The 16,590-nt window shown below is 59.2% G+C and carries 14 protein-coding genes; 11 read left to right on the top strand and 3 right to left on the bottom strand.

From position 1 onward, the window contains the following. Positions 1 to 54: 54 nt before the first annotated feature. From H7F20_RS02430 to H7F20_RS02445, 4 genes are read left to right on the top strand one after another with little or no spacing between them, the layout of a single operon-like run. Positions 55 to 912, top strand: coding sequence for an MBL fold metallo-hydrolase (locus H7F20_RS02430; RefSeq protein ID WP_185784548.1), 858 nt, complete (start codon positions 55 to 57; stop codon positions 910 to 912). A 13-nt stretch (positions 913 to 925) separates the two neighbouring features. Beyond that, a complete protein-coding gene (locus H7F20_RS02435; RefSeq protein ID WP_185784549.1) occupies positions 926 to 1,819 on the top strand; it encodes an SMP-30/gluconolactonase/LRE family protein in 894 nt (297 codons plus the stop codon). A gap of 15 nt (positions 1,820 to 1,834) precedes the next feature. Beyond that, a complete protein-coding gene (locus H7F20_RS02440) occupies positions 1,835 to 3,472 on the top strand; it encodes a S8 family peptidase (protein WP_185784550.1) in 1,638 nt (545 codons plus the stop codon). 11 nt (positions 3,473 to 3,483) lie between these two features. Then, entirely contained in the window at positions 3,484 to 5,325 is a 1,842-nt protein-coding gene (locus H7F20_RS02445) for a M1 family metallopeptidase (protein WP_185784551.1), read from the top strand. A gap of 25 nt (positions 5,326 to 5,350) precedes the next feature. Here H7F20_RS02445 and H7F20_RS02450 read toward each other — a convergent pair whose 3' ends face one another. Next, on the bottom strand, positions 5,351 to 6,583 hold the full coding sequence (locus tag H7F20_RS02450) for a succinylglutamate desuccinylase/aspartoacylase family protein (RefSeq protein WP_255443955.1): 1,233 nt from the start codon (positions 6,581 to 6,583) through the stop codon (positions 5,351 to 5,353). Then, the gene (locus H7F20_RS02455; RefSeq protein ID WP_185784552.1) at positions 6,567 to 8,432 is read right to left on the bottom strand and encodes a CBS domain-containing protein; all 1,866 of its coding nucleotides are present in this window, start codon (positions 8,430 to 8,432) and stop codon (positions 6,567 to 6,569) included. Before H7F20_RS02455 ends, H7F20_RS02450 begins: the two co-directional genes overlap by 17 nt. Positions 8,433 to 8,555: 123 nt before the next feature. Here H7F20_RS02455 and rnpA point away from each other — a divergent pair, with 123 nt between their 5' ends. The 7 genes from rnpA (at position 8,556) to H7F20_RS02490 (ending at position 16,133) form a co-directional block, all read left to right on the top strand. Beyond that, positions 8,556 to 8,942, top strand: coding sequence for a ribonuclease P protein component (gene rnpA, locus H7F20_RS02460; RefSeq protein WP_185784553.1), 387 nt, complete (start codon positions 8,556 to 8,558; stop codon positions 8,940 to 8,942). Further along, positions 8,920 to 10,554, top strand: a complete 1,635-nt coding sequence (locus H7F20_RS02465; RefSeq protein ID WP_185784554.1) for a S41 family peptidase — start codon at positions 8,920 to 8,922, stop codon at positions 10,552 to 10,554. Before rnpA ends, H7F20_RS02465 begins: the two co-directional genes overlap by 23 nt. Continuing rightward, the gene (locus tag H7F20_RS02470; protein ID WP_255443956.1) at positions 10,551 to 11,501 is read left to right on the top strand and encodes an MBL fold metallo-hydrolase; all 951 of its coding nucleotides are present in this window, start codon (positions 10,551 to 10,553) and stop codon (positions 11,499 to 11,501) included. Before H7F20_RS02465 ends, H7F20_RS02470 begins: the two co-directional genes overlap by 4 nt. Continuing rightward, positions 11,502 to 12,377 carry a fructosamine kinase family protein gene (locus tag H7F20_RS02475; protein WP_185784555.1) on the top strand — a complete coding sequence of 292 codons (876 nt, stop codon included), beginning with the start codon at positions 11,502 to 11,504 and terminating at the stop codon, positions 12,375 to 12,377. Positions 12,378 to 12,422: 45 nt separating this feature from the next. After that, positions 12,423 to 14,579, top strand: a complete 2,157-nt coding sequence (locus H7F20_RS02480; protein WP_185784556.1) for a PQQ-binding-like beta-propeller repeat protein — start codon at positions 12,423 to 12,425, stop codon at positions 14,577 to 14,579. Beyond that, the gene (locus tag H7F20_RS02485; RefSeq protein ID WP_185784557.1) at positions 14,576 to 15,649 is read left to right on the top strand and encodes a Gfo/Idh/MocA family protein; all 1,074 of its coding nucleotides are present in this window, start codon (positions 14,576 to 14,578) and stop codon (positions 15,647 to 15,649) included. Before H7F20_RS02480 ends, H7F20_RS02485 begins: the two co-directional genes overlap by 4 nt. A gap of 106 nt (positions 15,650 to 15,755) precedes the next feature. Further along, positions 15,756 to 16,133, top strand: coding sequence for a hypothetical protein (locus H7F20_RS02490; RefSeq protein WP_185784558.1), 378 nt, complete (start codon positions 15,756 to 15,758; stop codon positions 16,131 to 16,133). Positions 16,134 to 16,142: 9 nt separating this feature from the next. Here the strand turns inward: H7F20_RS02490 and H7F20_RS02495 are convergent, their stop codons facing one another. After that, entirely contained in the window at positions 16,143 to 16,589 is a 447-nt protein-coding gene (locus H7F20_RS02495; protein ID WP_185784559.1) for a GNAT family N-acetyltransferase, read from the bottom strand. Between the last annotated feature and the right edge of the window lies 1 nt (position 16,590).

A 16,590-nucleotide genomic window follows, 5' to 3' on the forward strand; every position in this document is an offset into this window, starting at 1 on the left:
TCGCCTCGCCTTTGGGGCTTTCTATTCGTATTTTGCAGGGCGTAAATTTCCCCGATGACCTTATACCCCATTGAAACCGGCAATTTTAAACTGGACGGGGGTGCCATGTTCGGCGTGGTGCCCAAGTCGCTGTGGTCCCGCACCAACCCGGCCGATGCCAACAACATGATCGAGATGTCCGCACGCAGCCTCCTCATTGAGGACGGCGACCGCCTGATCCTGATCGACACCGGAATGGGAAACAAGCAATCCGAGAAATTCTTCGGCTACTACTACCTCTGGGGCGACCATTCACTGGACACCTCCCTGGAAGCCGCCGGGTTCCACCGGGACGATATCACCGACGTCTTCCTGACCCACCTGCATTTTGACCATTGCGGCGGTAGCATCCAATGGAATGCAGACCGAACCGGCTACGAGCCCGCTTTTAAAAATGCGCGATTCTGGACCAATGAGGACCACTGGCGATGGGCGACCCAGCCCAACGCCCGGGAAAAAGCCTCCTTCCTGAGCGAGAACATCCTGCCCATGGAAGAAAGCGGCCAGCTGGAGTTTATCCCGCGACAGGGGGAGCCTTACCAGGAAGACAGCCCCCTGGGATTCGGGATCCTGTACGCGGACGGTCATACGGACAAGCAGATGATCCCCCATATCCGGTACAAGGGCAAAACCCTGGTGTTTATGGCCGACCTGTTGCCGACCGTGGGCCATATCCCCCTGCCCTATGTGATGGGGTTCGATACCCGGCCGCTGCTTACCCTGGAGGAAAAAGCCGCCTTCCTGGAAAAAGCCGCCAAGGAAGAATTCGTGCTGTTTTTGGAACACGACGCCCAAAATGAATGCTGTACCCTGCAGCAAACCGAAAAAGGCATCCGCCTGGATAAAAGTTTTGATTTTGACACACTCTTTTAATTGCCCGGCCGGCATGCCCGGCAGAAAGTACCGGGTTTCCAGCCTGTCGTTTCTGGCGGGCTTTCTCCTCCTGAGCGCTTGCGGCAACGGCGCAGACAGTTCGGACCTGCTGGACGAGGGCACCTTTACCCCGGGGATCGAAGGCCCGGCAACCGATGCGGCCGGCAATGTGTACGCCGTAAACTATGCAGAAGAGGGGACCATTGGCCGGGTGACCCCATCGGGGGAGGCTTCCCTCTTCCTGAAATTGCCGGAAGGGAGCGTGGGCAATGGCATTGCATTCGGCCCCGGGGGGGACATGTTTATAGCCGATTATGTCGGGCACCGCGTCTACCGGGTCCCGGCCGGCACCACTACCCCCCAGGTCTGGGCTGAGGAACCGCGCATGAACCAGCCCAACGACCTCTGTATCCACCCGGATGGCAGCATCTACCTGAGCGACCCGGACTGGTCCCGGGATTCCGGCAACATCTGGCGCGTCCGCCCAGACCGGACCGTGGAATTGCTGGAGTCCGGAATGGGCACGACCAACGGCATTGCCCTGAGCCCGGATCACCGCCACCTCTACGTCAACGAATCGGTGCAGCGGACCATCTGGCGCTACACATTGGACCCGGACGGGCAACCCGGGCAGAAAGAAAAATTTTTCGAATTCGCGGATTTCGGGCTGGACGGCATGCGCTGCGACCAGGCCGGCAATCTCTACATTGCCCGCTACGACAAAGGCACGATCGCCGTATTGAGCCCGGAGGGCATAATGTTAAAAGAATACCAGCTTTCGGGTAAAAAGCCCAGTAATCTTACTTTTGCCGGGCCCGATGGCAAAACGGGCTACGTGACCCTGGCGGACCGGGGCTGCTTTGAACTGTTCGAGGCGCTGCATCCGGGAGCCGGATTTTCGGATTAAACAAATGAAACTAACATGAAGCAATTGAATGAGCTGATGCGCCCTGTCGGCATACTTGGGGCGGGACTTTTATTGTGGGGTTGCGGCTCCACCCGCCTGGTAAGCACCCCGGTGGAAAATATAGACAGCGTGGTCCCCAAGGTGACCGAACTGACGGAAGTGCAGTCGAAACACTGGTCACATGCGGACCTGGTCCGGGATTCCATCCCCGGGATGAGCGTGGACCGGGCCTATGAGGAGGTCCTAGGTTCCCTGAAAGGGCAAACCGTGGTGGTGGCCGTGCTGGACAGCGGCATTGACCTGGACCACGAGGACCTGGACGGGGTACTCTGGACCAACCAGGACGAACGCCCCGGCAACGGCGTGGACGACGACAACAACGGGTACGTAGACGACATCCACGGCTATAACTTCCTGGGCGAATCCTATAACGAACAACTCGAAGCGGCGCGGATCCTGCGTCTGAAGCTGGGGGATGCCTCCCTGCAGGAACGGGCGCGCAAAAAACTGGAGGCCGAAAAAGCGGAAACCGCGGCGAACAAGCAGCGGTACGAGCAGATCCTCGAGGCGGTAAAGAATGCGGATGCCGCGGTCAAGGCGCACCTGGGCAAAGACAGCTATGCCCAGGCCGACGTACAGGGCATCCAGACCCAGGACCCCCAATTGGCCCAGGCAGTATCCATCCTGAAGCAGATGTACAACTTCGAGGACAGCATCGATGCCGTAATGGACCAGCTGCAGGAGGGCATTTCCTATTTCTCCGAGCGCCTGGACTATCATTTCAACACTGCATTCAACGGGCGGGAAATCGTCGGGGACGACCCCTATGACATCGACGACCGGGGCTATGGCAACGGCAACCCGGGCAACCGGGTGGACGACGAGTCCCACGGCACCCATGTGGCCGGTATCATTGCAGCGGAGCGCGGCAATGGGATCGGGGTTGACGGGGTCGCGGACCAGGTGCGGATCATGGCCGTGCGGGCCGTGCCCAACGGGGATGAATACGACAAGGACATCGCCCTGGGCATCCGCTATGCGGTAGACAACGGCGCGAGCATCATCAATGCGAGTTTCGGGAAACCCTTTTCCCCCCGGGCCGAATGGGTGTATGACGCCATAAAATACGCCGCGGAAAAGGATGTGTTGATCGTCCATGCAGCCGGCAATGACTCGGAAGACCTGGACCTGCCGGAAAACACGAATTACCCGACCGACCAGATGGGCAACGACCCGGAATTCGCGGACAATGTACTGACCGTGGGCTCCTTGGACAGCCAGTACGGATCGGAAATGGTCTCTTCCTTCTCCAATTATGGCAAAAGCCACGTGGATGTATTTGCGCCCGGCGGCGATATCTACTCCACCATGCCGGGCAATACGTATGAATTCCAGGGGGGCACTTCCATGGCGGCGCCTGCGGTGGCCGGGATTGCGGCGGTCATCCGCTCCCGTTTCCCCAGATTGTCTGCCTCCCAGGTAAAGAAAATCATCATGCAATCCGGGCTGGCGGTGAAATCCAGCGTCATCCTGGGCGGCAACCCGGAAAACGCCCGGCCCTTTGCCTCGGCTTCCCGCTCCGGTAAAATCGCAAACCTGTACAACGCCCTGATCCTGGCAAGCCAGGTGGATCGCGGTGTGGCACAACCCTAAATGAACCCCCTATGAAACAAGTAACAGCACTCTTCCTGCTCCTCGCGGCCACGGTATTTTCCCAGGGCAACACCGGCTACTGGCAGCAGCAAGTGGACTACGCAATGGAAGTCGCCATGGATGTGGAAACCTTCCGGTATACGGGCACACAGAAACTGGTATACACCAACCATTCGCCCGATACGCTGAACCGGGTGTACTACCACTTGTATTTCAACGCCTTCCAGCCGGGCAGCGAGATGGATATGCGGCTGCAGAGCATCGAGGACCCGGATGGCCGGATGGTCGAGGACGGGCAAAGCCGCATTGCCGGGTTGTCCCCGGATGAGATCGGTTACCTGCACGCCACCTCCCTGAAACAGGATGGGGCCCCGCTGACCTATCAGGAGGAGGGAACCGTCCTGGTAGTCCCCCTGAACGCCCCCCTGCTGCCGGGAGGGAAAACCACCTTCGACATGACCTTTGAGGGCCAGGTGCCCGTGCAGATCCGGCGTTCCGGCCGCAACAACAGCGAGGGCGTGGCACTGTCCATGAGCCAGTGGTACCCCAAACTGGCCGAATACGATTTTGAAGGCTGGCATGCCAATCCGTACATCGCCAGGGAATTCCACGGGGTATGGGGGGATTTTGACCTGAAACTGACCATCGACAAGGACTATGTGGTGGGCGGCACCGGCTACCTGCAGAACCCGCAGGAAGTCGGGCATGGCTACCAACAGGCCGGCACCCGGGTACGCACCAAGGGCAAGACCCTGACCTGGCATTTCAAGGCGCCCAATGTACACGATTTTATGTGGGCGGCCGACCCAGAGTATATCCACGATACACTAGCGCTCGATAACGGAACGACCCTGCACTTTTTCTACAAGGACAACCCTGAAATCCTGGAGAACTGGAAAAACCTCCAGCCCAGGGCGGCAGCGGCCATGGAGTTTTTCAACCGGAACATCGGCCCGTACCCCTATGAGCAGTATTCCATTGTACAGGGGGGCGACGGGGGCATGGAATACGCCATGAGCACGCTGATCACCGGGGAGCGTTCTTTCGGCAGCCTGGTGGGGGTTACCATCCACGAAATGGCCCATTCCTGGTTTCAGCACGTGCTGGCCACCAATGAATCCAAACACGAATGGATGGACGAGGGATTCACTTCCTTTATTTCCGCCCTCTGCATGGATGCCGTAATGGAGCAGCAACGGGAAAACCCCTTTGAAGGTTCGTACAACGGCTACCGCAGACTGGCCACCTCGGGTCGTGAGCAACCCCTTACCACCCATGCAGACCGGTATGCCTTCAACGGGGGCTATGGCATATCCGCCTACAGCAAAGGGGCAGTTTTCCTGGCCCAGCTGGGATATGTGATCGGTCAGGACAAACTGATGGAGACCATCCAGCGGTACTTCCGGGAATTCCGGTTCAAACACCCCACACCCAACGATTTCATCCGGGTGGCCGAGAAAGTCAGCGGGGCAGAACTGGACTGGTACCTGACGGACTTCGCGCAAACCACCAACACCATCGATTACGGGGTGAAAAGCGTGGAAGCAGCCGGCGGGGGTACGCGGGTATCCCTGGAACGCATCGGGCTGATGCCCATGCCCATCGACCTGCTGGTGGTTCTCAACGACGGCACGCGGAAGACCTATTACCTGCCCCTGCGGATGATGCGGAGCGAAAAAGCGAACCCCTACCAGGGGTTTGAACGGGAGGTCCGGGCCGACTGGCCCTGGGCGCAACCCGTCTATGACCTGGTACTGGACATCCCGCTGGAAGAGATCCAGGCGATTGCCATCGACCCTTCCGGCCTGATGGCAGACATCGACCTGGGGAACAACCTCTGGCAGCCCGAATAAGGAGGCGTATCCCGGCCCTGCCGCGTCACTTTCGGACAAATTTCCTGCGGAACCAGAAGGTTTCCGCATAGTCTTCGTTCCGGGCGGTGCGTTCCCTGTTACTCAGCAGCAGGTGGGTCCTGTCTTTTTGTTTGCTGCGGAAACCGAGCAGGTGAAAAAGCTTTTTGCTGAAAAAACGCGCCACCCGCAGGTTGACCAACAGGTGCTGGCTGCCGGGTGCCGCCCACCGGATGCCCGGGAGCACCGGCAGGACATCCTGGAACCGGAACCGCCGCAGCCAGGCCGACAACCGTAGCGCGCGGGACGGGATGCGGCGGATCAGGAAAAAACCCTCGTCCCCCTGATCCTGGTAGAGCGGCATAAAAAGCAGGCCCTTTTTCTTCATATAAACCGGCTCGCTGTGGTCGTGGGCCAGCAGGGTGCCCCGGGGAAGGGCCTGAAAGCTCCGGAAACCTCCTACCATCCGGAAGTTTTCCGCACCATGCAAGGCATGCCGGTAAAATACCTCGTAAAAATTACGGTCCCCCCGTGCAGCTTCCCGCAACCTCGCCAGGCGTTCTGCAGCTTGTGGGCCGGGTGATTTGCCCATCAACCCCGCAAATTCCAGGGCAAGCCACAGGAAGTCCTCCGCGGCCCGGACAGCCGCCGGGTCTTCGTGCCGACCTGATTCAAAGCCCAGGGAAACGTACCCGAGCTCATTGATGTAACTAAGCAGCGGACCATCCAGGTATTCCTCGATCCCCAGGATCACCGGAACTGGGAAAAGCCCCGCAAACTTCCGGTTGATCACCGCATCATTAATAGTCATAAATGGCAGGGTCGGGCTGGAGGTAGTGTGCAGGTCGACAAAGTAAAATGGAGGCCCGGATTCCTTCAGAATACGGTGGAGGCATTTAAAGATCTCCAACAACCCGGCTTCTTCGGGGGAGCGGAGGGATGGTTCTTTTTCACGTATAACAGCCATCCGCGGTAGCGTCCAGAGCCTGTTCAGGTCGTGGACCAGGAAGCGCCTTCCCTGTTCCAGGGCGGCCAGGTTACCCCTGACCCCGATGAAACGGCCGGCCTCCAGTGGGTTGGCCTCGGTTGCCAGTTGGGCGAAAACGGATTCCAGGGCAGCCACCCCGGCGGGCTCATTCCCATGGATGCCGCCAAAACAAACCAGGGTAGGGCCAGACTGCCCGCCCCCCATGTCGCCAATGATCCGGCCGGTGGCGCGCGGAATGCCCGTCCCCTCGGGTTGCTTAGTCCGGGGTATCAAAATCCCGGTTTGTGAGCAGTCCGACCAGGGTACGGCCGGACACGACGGGAAGACTGTTGATCCTGTAAGAAGCCATCAGTTCCCGTGCCGAAGCGACCGAGCTTTCCGGGCTGGTAGTTATCAATTCCTTTTTCATCAGGTCGCTGATACGGATCTGGTACAGTTCCGGCTTATCTGCCAGTTCCGCCACATCCTTCCAGCTCAGCAGGCCGATGAGCTCGTTCCGGTCATCGAGGATGGGCATGTGGTGGAACCCGTTCCATTTCATCAGGTGGACTACCAGGGCCGCGCTGTCGTCTTCCTGGGCCGTGATGATCCGGGTGCTCATCAGGTCACAGACCCGGGAGGCCCGCCGGCCGCTGAATACCTCATTACAGGTGTATTTTTTCCAGGATGCCACCGGGTACCCTTTATGCGACCGGTTGTACAGGCTGGCCGTGAGGACGCGCAGCGCATCCGGTTGCCGCAATTCGCGGCGGAGCTCCCGGTAGGTCCGGACACTCCATTCGGAACCCGTGTGGGTCTGGATCCGGTTTTCAATGATCTTCAGGTATTTCTCGGCGTCCTCCCCGGAAACATTCATCCGCGAAAGCCCGCGGTATGCAATCGGAAGGAAAAAGTCCAGCAGGAGTTCCCGGGCGCTGACGATTTGTCCCTCCCAGCGGAACTGGGCCGCCATGCCATACCGCGCAGCCATAAAAAAGTTTCTTTTGGCATCCCGGAAATCCATTTTCTCGTGGATGTTGTCAAAGGCCGTAGGCCGGCCGGACATCACCCCGGCCCAAAAGGCCAGGTTGGCGATCTCGTCTGCCGCCGTCGGGCCCGAAGGCAGGTAACGGTTTTCAATCCGCAGGTGGGGCTTGTCGCCTATGCTGCCATAACACAGCCGGTTCCAGGGATAGACGGTGCCGTTGTAGAGGTTCAGGGCTGTAAGCCGGGGAATGATTCCGCTGTTCAACTGGTCCAGGCTGTCGGCCCCTTCAAAATTCGTGGAGACCAGGCTGCGGAACCGGGCGATGGAGCGCTTGAAGAATTCGGTTGCGCTGCCCGTTTCCCAGGCAGACCCGAAGCTGACCCGGGGTTCCCGCTCATTGAGGTGGAAGGAGCTCTGGCGGGTGTCGACGCTTTGGGTAAACAGGGCAATCCGCGTCTCCTCCCACAATTCCCGGCCCATCAGCATGGGCGAATTGGTGCAGACGCTCAGAATCGGGCCTGCCATGGCCTGCGCCCAGTTGTACGTGTTCGCGAAATCCTCCGGGTCGATCTGCAGGTGTGCCTGGAAGCTGGTACAACAGCCCTCGTACATGATGCTGTCATGGCGGAGGTTGATCTCGTCCACCCCCTGTATATGCATTTCCAGGTCTGAATTGCGCACCTTTTTGATGGAATCGTTCAGGATTCGGTACCGGTCCAGGGGCGTCATATAGGCTTCCCCCAGGTGCTTTGTGCGGATGGTCGGCAGGATGCCGGTCAGGATGATCCGGTTCCCGTGGCGCGCTGCTACCTCGTTGGCCTGGTCGAGCAGCGACCGGAGCTGGAAATGCATCTCCGATAAGCAATTCCCTTCGAAACGCCTCGGGTCCAGGTTGGCCTCCAGGTTGTATCGGGTGAGTTCGGGAGTGAAATGGGCATCTTTAAGTTCCTTGAGGATGTCGGGGGCTTTAGAGGAGGGCTCCCAATTCCCGTCTACCAGGCAAAACTCCTGTTCCGCACCGATATGCACGTCATTGCGTTCGAACAACCCTTCCTCCAGCATGGCCTCCAACGCCGCAATATCGCTCAGCAACCGCTGGAAATAGTGCGCCCGCTCCTCTGCGGAGTCCAGGGTCTTTACAGCCAAAGTTCCCATAAAATCTTATTGAGGCCGGAGCCTGGCTCCGACAAATCATACCGACAAGGTAGGGCCTCGGGAGCCGCTTTTTTATGATATTTGTCATCCGTGCTGCCCCTGTAATTATTCCTATTTTTGAACATGGCTTCCTTTCGATTCCCGAAACGCGAAAAATTGTCCCGGCAGAAGCTCTGGGAAGAAGTCTTTAGCAAGGGGGCGACAATCAAGGCCTATCCCTTGCTGTTGTATTACCTGCAGAGCCCCCTTCCCGAGCCCGTCCCCGTACAGGCAGGGTTTGCGGTGTCCAAGCGGAATTTCCGCCGGGCCGTTCACCGGAACCGTATCAAACGGCTGATGCGCGAAGCGTTCCGCCTGGAGAAGCCCGGGTTTTTTAACAATACGGAAGGAAGCTTTGCGTTCGTATTTTTATACATTGGAAGGGAGCTGCCCGATTTTGATACAATTTCCCGGGCCACGCATACCCTGTTAACAAAATTCAATCCCCATGAAGCTGCTGCTGAAGACTAAAATCATTGTCCCTGTCCTGGCCATTGGCCTCTTCCTGACCACTACCGCTTTTAAGAGCGATTTTTTTGAGATCGCCAAACAGATCGAGATATTCACCACCCTGTTCAAGGAACTTAACATGAATTACGTCGATGAGACCAACCCGGCTGAACTGATGGATACGGCCATCAAGAATATGCTGGAGGAGCTGGATCCCTATACCGTTTTCCTGAACGAACAGGATGTGGAGGCTTACAAGATCAACAATGCCGGGGAATACTCCGGCATCGGGGCACTGGTGCGTTCCTACGACGACCGGCTGGTGATCGTGGAGCCCTACAAAGGCTACCCCGCAGATAAGGCCGGCCTGAAGGCGGGGGATGAAATCGTCACCATTGGGGATATCTCCGTGGCGGATTTCAAGGACGATGCGGCCGAATTGCTCAAAGGGGCCAACAATTCGTCGGTCTCGGTGAGTTACCTGCGGCAGGGAAAACTCCAATCCACAACAGTGGAACGGAGCGCCATTGAGGTGGATGCTGTCCCGTTTTACCGGATGGCCGACGATAAAACGGGGTATATCGTACTCTCCCGTTTCAATTCCAAGGCATCCTCCCAAACCGAGGCGGCGCTGATAGACCTTAAGGAGCAGGGGGCGGAGCAAATTATCCTGGACCTGCGCGGCAACCCGGGCGGCCTGTTGTCCGAAGCCATCAATGTCACCAACCTCTTCGTGCCCAAGGGCGAACTCATCGTAACCACCAAGTCAAATGTGGCCAAATTCAACCAGGAATACGAAACGCGCAAAAAACCCTTCGATACGGAAATCCCGCTCGCCATCCTGGTAGACGGGCAAAGCGCATCGGCCAGCGAAATCGTATCCGGGGGGCTGCAGGACCTCGACCGGGCAGTCATTGTCGGCGCCCGCAGCTTTGGAAAAGGCCTGGTGCAGCGACCGCTGAAACTGACCTACGGGACCCAGCTGAAAGTGACCATCAGCCGCTACTATACCCCATCCGGGCGATGCATACAGTCCCTGGATTACTGGAACCGGGACGAGGCCGGGAATGCGGTCCGGAATACGGAATTCCAGGAATTCCGCACCCGCAACGGCCGGAAAGTCACCGACGGGGGCGGGGTGGACCCGGACATCCATATCGATGAACTGAAAACGAACGAACTGATCCGGGCCCTGGTACAGAACCATGTGGTATTCGACTATGCCACGCGCTATTATTACGCCAATAACCTGGATCGGCCGGAGGCCTTTGAACTCAAGCCCTCGGATTACCAATCCTTCGTGGATTACGTCAGCAACAGCAGTTTCTCCTTTGAGACCCAAACAGAAATCGCCCTGGAAAAGGCGCTGACAGACCGGGAGGAGGTGGTCTTCACCGATGCCATCGCGGAGGATTTCAAGAAGCTGCTGGCCGAGATCGAAACCAGCAAACTCAAAGCCCTCAACACCTATTCCCGGGAAATCTCGCGGCAATTGGGGGACGAGATCATCAAGCGCTATTTCTACCGGGAAGGCCTCTATGAATACTACCTGGAAAAGGATGCCGCCATCCTGTCGGCCCGGCAGGTGCTCTCCCAGCCCCAGCGCTACCGGGAAATACTGCAGGGGCCTTGAAACGGTTCGCCCCGATGCTCCTGCTGCTCTTCCTGCCGGGATCCCCGGCACAGGGGCAGGCCGACAGGGCGGAGCCTGGCGGCGGGGTGGAGCTCGTGGTGCTGGGTACCGTACAGGACGGCGGGTCGCCCCATATAGGGTGCAACCGGGACTGCTGTGCGGGGCTGGTGTTAAACCACGACCCCTCCCGCATGGTGGTGGCCCTGGGCCTGGTGGACGGCCGCAGCGGGAAAACCTTCCTTTTTGAGGCGACCCCGGATATCGACCGGCAACTCCGTGCCCTGAACCGGGAGGCCGGGCGCACCGACGCTTTTACCCCGGACGGGGTTTTCCTGACCCACGCCCATATGGGCCACTACACCGGCCTGATGTACCTGGGCCGGGAAGCCCTGAATGCCCGGGAGGTACCCGTCCACGCCATGCCGCGCATGCGGGGGTTCCTTGCGGAAAACGGCCCCTGGAGCCAGTTGGTGGAGGCCCGGAATATCCGGTTGGAGACCCTGGAAAACGATATTTCAGTCTACATTGGCGAGGCCCTTTCGGTCACCCCGGTCCAGGTCCCCCACCGGGACGAATATTCCGAAACCGTCGGGTACCTGATCCGCGGCCCCCGCAAGACGGCGCTCTTCATCCCGGATATCGACAAATGGGAACGTTGGGGCACCCCCATCGAAAAATACCTCGCGGAAGTGGACCTGGCCTTTGTGGACGCCACCTTTTACGATGCCGCCGAGATCGGTTACCGGGACGTCAGCCTGATCCCCCACCCTTTTGTCTCCGAAAGCCGGCAAAGGTGGGATGGGTTGGCCGGAGCCCTGAGAAACAAGGTACATTTTATCCACCTGAACCACACCAACCCCCTCTTGGATCCGGAGAGCGAGGCAAGCCGGTCCACTGAAGCTGCCGGTTACCACATTGCCAGGACGGGACAGAAATTCCGCCTTTAGATGGCCCCTGAGTCCCTTCCTGCCGCACTGGAAGCTGCCCTCGGCAAGCGCCCGGGGTCCCTTACCCGCCTGAGCGGAGGGGATATTGCCAACGCTTACCGGGTGGAAGCCGGTTCCCGCCTGTATTTCGTAAAAACCATGGAGGGCGACGCCGGCAGACGGCAGCTGGAGACAGAAGTGGAAGGCCTGCGCGCCATCTCGCGCACCGATACCCTGAGGACCCCGGGGATCGAAGGCGTTTTCCCCCTGGAAACCGGGGCCTGTCTGATCCTCGAGTTTATCGCTTCCCGTATGGGGAGCCCGTCCGAATACCGCGCCTTTGGTCAGGCCCTTGCCAGGATGCACGGGGAATTACCCGGATCCTTTGGCTGGCCGGAGGACAATTTTATCGGATCCCTGCCCCAGCCCAATGACCCGTCGGGCGACTGGCCGGAGTTCTACGCCTCCCAAAGGCTGGGGCCGCAGTACCGGTTGGCTGTCGAAAACGGGATGCTGGGGCCGGATGAAATACCGGAGCGGCAGGCTGTGCTGGGGTGGCTGCAGGCCCGGGCGGGGGAGGTGCGGCCTTCCCTCCTCCACGGGGACCTCTGGGGAGGCAACCACCTGATCGCGGATGACGGCATGGCCGTACTCATTGATCCGGCGGTCTACCGGGGCCATGCCGAGGTGGACCTGGCGATGAGCCGCCTCTTTGGCGGGTATCCCCCGGAATTTTACGAGGGCTACTATGAAGTCCGGCCCCCACGGGCGGGTGAGTCGCAGCGGCAAAAGGCTTACCAGCTCTATTACCTGCTGGTGCATTTGAACCTTTTCGGGAGGAGTTATGCTTCCGGGGTGCGCCGGCTGGGCAGGGAATTATTCGGGGTTGGCCGGTAAGGCGATTTTCCCTAATTACCTATATTTAAACAAACTTCCGTCTGCATGAAGCGCCAGCCGACCGTTACCCGTATTCCCGCCTTACTCCTGCTCCTTTCCCTGCTTGCAGGTTGCAGCGAATCCGCCGACACGGCCTTTACAGCCCCGGAAGATTTTACTGCCTGGTCGCACTACCTGGGGGATCCGGGGAGGAGCCACTTCAGCACCTTGGACGGGTTCACCCCTGAAAATATTTCGAACCTGGAGGTCGCCTGGGAGTATACGGCGCCCGACAGCGGGCAGATGCAGATGAACCCCCTCGTGGTGGACACCGTGCTCTTCGGGGTGACCGCTGCCCTGCGGGCATTTGCGCTCGATGCGCGCACCGGGGAGGAGTTGTGGGTTTTCGGGGACTCCCTGAAGGCCTGGCATTCCACCAGCAGGGGGTTGAGCTATTGGGAGGAAGGCGATGACCGGCGCATCCTTTATACCATGGGCTCCGACCTATGGGCCCTGGATGCAGCGACCGGGAAGCCTGTTGCCGGATTCGGAGACGGGGGGCGAACCGACCTCCGGGCGGGACTGCCGGAATCGGCTGCGGAAAAATTCGTCATCTCCAATACGCCCGGGACCGTCTTCAAGAATCTGATCATCATGCCCCTCAGGGTCTCCGAAGGTGCGGGTGCGGCGCCCGGGGATATCATTGCTTTCGACATCAAAACCGGGAAGGTGGCCTGGGTATTCAAAACCCTGCCGGAGGCCGGCACCCCCGGAAGCGAGACCTGGGAAAACCCTGATATACGGAGGAGCCCTGTGGTCGGGGCTGCCAACAACTGGGCCGGAATGGCCCTGGATGCCAAAAACGAGATCCTGTATGTCCCCACCGGATCCGCAGCCCCGGACTTCTACGGGGGCGACCGCCGGGGTGCAAACCTCTATGCCAATACGCTCCTTGCCCTGGACGCCAATACCGGGGAACGGCTCTGGCACTTCCAGTTTACCCATCACGATATCTGGGACCGCGACCCGCCGGCCCCGCCCAACCTGCTGACGGTCCGGCGGGACAACAAACCCGTGCCTGCTGTCGCCCAGGTGACCAAACAGGGATACGTATACGTGTTCAACCGCCTCACCGGGAAGCCCCTGTTTGATATCGAAGAGGTGGCGGTACCGCCGTCTACCCTTACCGGGGAAGCGGCCTGGGCCACCCAGCCCATCCCGGTAAAACCGGCGCCCTTTGCCCGTCAGGCCGGGGACCTGACCGAAGCAGACATCAGCCCGTATGCTCCGGGCCGGGATTCCCTGCGGGCATTGTTCAACCGTTCCGATACCCGTCTGTATGCGCCTCCCTCCCTGGAACCGGTCCTGCTGTTGCCCGGCTATGACGGGGCAGCGGAATGGGGCGGGGCGGCTGCAGACCCGGACAGGGGGATCCTGTACGTGAATTCCAACGAGATGGCCTGGATCCTATCCATGGACGAAACCGAGGTGGTCAGCGGCAACCTCCCGCCGGGGGAACAGGCATACCTCATCAATTGCGCGGTATGCCACCGGCCCGACCGGCAGGGGGTGGCCGCAAGCGGTTATCCGGCCCTGACGGGGGTCGGGGGAAAATACACTCCTGAGGAGCTCCGGGCATTGATCGCCAACGGCAAGGGGATGATGCCGGGTTTCCCCCAGCTCAGCGGGGCGGAACAGGAGGCGCTGATCGCATTTTTGCTGCAGCAGGAACAGGGGGCAACCCCCGGGGACAAGCAGGAAGTCGCTGCGGGGCCTGCCGGGATTCCGGAATACCAGGTTCCCTACCAGCACACCGGCTACCACAAATTCCTTGACAGCAATGGCCTGCCTGCCATATCCCCGCCCTGGGGGACGCTGCACGCCATTGACCTGAACACGGGGGAATACCTCTGGCAGGTGACCCTGGGCGACACGGAATCCCTGAAGGCCGCCGGCCACCCGCCCACAGGATGCGAAAACTACGGGGGGCCGGTGGTAACCGAAAACGGCCTCCTGTTCATTGCCGCCACCAAAGACGGCTATTTCCGCACTTTTGACAGACACACCGGCGCCCTGTTATGGGAACAGGCACTGCCTGCGCCGGCATTCGCCACACCGGCCCTTTACGAGGCGGGAGGCCGGCAGTACATCGCCCTGGCCTGCGGGGGGGAAAAGCTGGGAACACCCGCCGGCAACAAAATAATTGCATATACACTCAAATGATGAAAAAACAACCGATACGCGTAATCGTTGTGGGCTGCGGGAATATGGGCACCAGCCATGCGCGTGCCTATCACGACATGGAGGGGTTCGCCATTGCTGCCCTCGTGAGCCGTTCCCCGGAAAGCAGGGAAAAACTTTCGGCAGAACTGGGCGGCTATCCCACCTTTTCCAGCCTGGGGGAAGCCCTGGAAAATAAGGGGGCCGAAGCGGTTTCGGTCAATACCTACCCGGACACCCATGCGGAACTCGTGCGGGAAGCCCTGGGGGCCGGCTGCCATGTTTTTGTCGAAAAGCCCCTGGCCCTCACCGTGGAAGAAGCTGCAGCGCTGGCAGACCTCGCCCTGGAGAAAGGGCTCAAGATGGTGGTTGGCTATATCCTCCGCGTTCACCCCGCCTGGTCCCGGTTCGTGGAACTGGCCCAAACCCTGGGCAAACCCCTGGTGATGCGGATGAACCTGAACCAGCAGAGTTCGGGGTCCAACTGGTATACGCACAAGCATCTCATGCGTTCCATGTCGCCCATCGTGGATTGCGGGGTCCACTATGTGGATATCATGTGCCTGATGACTGGCTCCCGGCCGGTTAGCGTCAGCGCCATCGGAGCCCGTCTGAGCGACGAAATCGCGCCGGACATGTACAACTACGGACAGCTGCAGGTTCGGTTCAAAGACGGCTCTGTAGGCTGGTACGAGGCGGGTTGGGGGCCCATGATCAGTGAAACCGCGTTTTTTGTCAAAGATGTGATCGGGCCCCTCGGATGCGTATCCATACGCGATACCGCCACAGCCGATTCCGACGACGTGGAAGGGCACACCAAAACCGGCAGTCTGTTGTTGCACCACAGCGCCACGGGCGAGCGGGGGGAATTCCTGCGGGAAGATGAGATCATCAGCACGGCTGACGAACCGGACCACGACGGCCTCTGCCGCCTGGAACAGGAGTTCTTCCTAAACGCAATCCAAACGGATGCCGACCTGGAGGACCACCTGCGGGATGCGGTAAACAGCCTGCGGATCGTACTGGCAGCCGACCAGTCCTTCAAAACCGGTAAAACCATCAACCTGGATTAGCTGTAGCAAGGGTGATTCCCGGATTTACAGGGGGTTCAGGCTTTAAGGATTTGTTAATTAGTGGCGAAAATTTGCGTAACCCAAATTTTCTGCTATCTTACTAGCTATGATCAAAGTAGAAAAGCAAGATAATATCGACATCCTGGAGAAGTCCATCCAGCATCTGGAAGCGCGCGGCTTTGCCAATATCAAGGCCGACATGGAGGGGTTTGAAACCCCTAAATCCTATACCAAAAAAAGCACGGGGAACCCGGTGACACCGGACATCACCGCCACCAAGAACGGCAGGAAGTACCTGTTCGATATCAGCCTGAAATCGGAAAAGCCGACCCTGCTGAAATCCAAATGGCTCTTCCTGGACACCCTCAGCCGGATGAAGTCCAACAAGTTCCGCATCATCACCTTCAGGGGGCACTACAAATTTACCGACACCCTCCTGCAGGAACTGAACCTGGGGAACAAACAGCCGATCAAAGTAACCTGATCCGGCGCATCAGCCTGCCTTCCAGTACATTTTTATATGCGGGATTCCATCTTCCAGGTATTCCGCACCGGATGCCGTGAACCCCAGTTCATTGTAGAACCGGACCAGGTACACCTGGGCGGAGATGACCACTTCCCTGCTTCCTATTTCATTTACAACCGCCTCCAGAGACGCCTGCATTATTTCCCTTCCGAACCCGCGGCCCCGGTATGAATGGTGTACGGCCACCCGGCCGATACTGGCCTGCTCCAGGTACTGACCGGGCGGGAAAATCCGCGTGTAGGCCGCCAACCGGCCCCCTTCGTAACCCAACAGGTGATACGCCTTCTCATCCATCCCGTCCGGGTCGCAATAAGCACATTCCTGTTCCACGACGAATATTTCCGCACGCAGCCTGAGGACTTCGTAAACTTGCCGGGCAGACAATTGTTCAAAAGTGAGGAGCCTGATTTCCATG

The organism is Robiginitalea sp. SC105 (assembly GCF_014243345.1).
Classification (GTDB): domain Bacteria; phylum Bacteroidota; class Bacteroidia; order Flavobacteriales; family Flavobacteriaceae; genus Robiginitalea.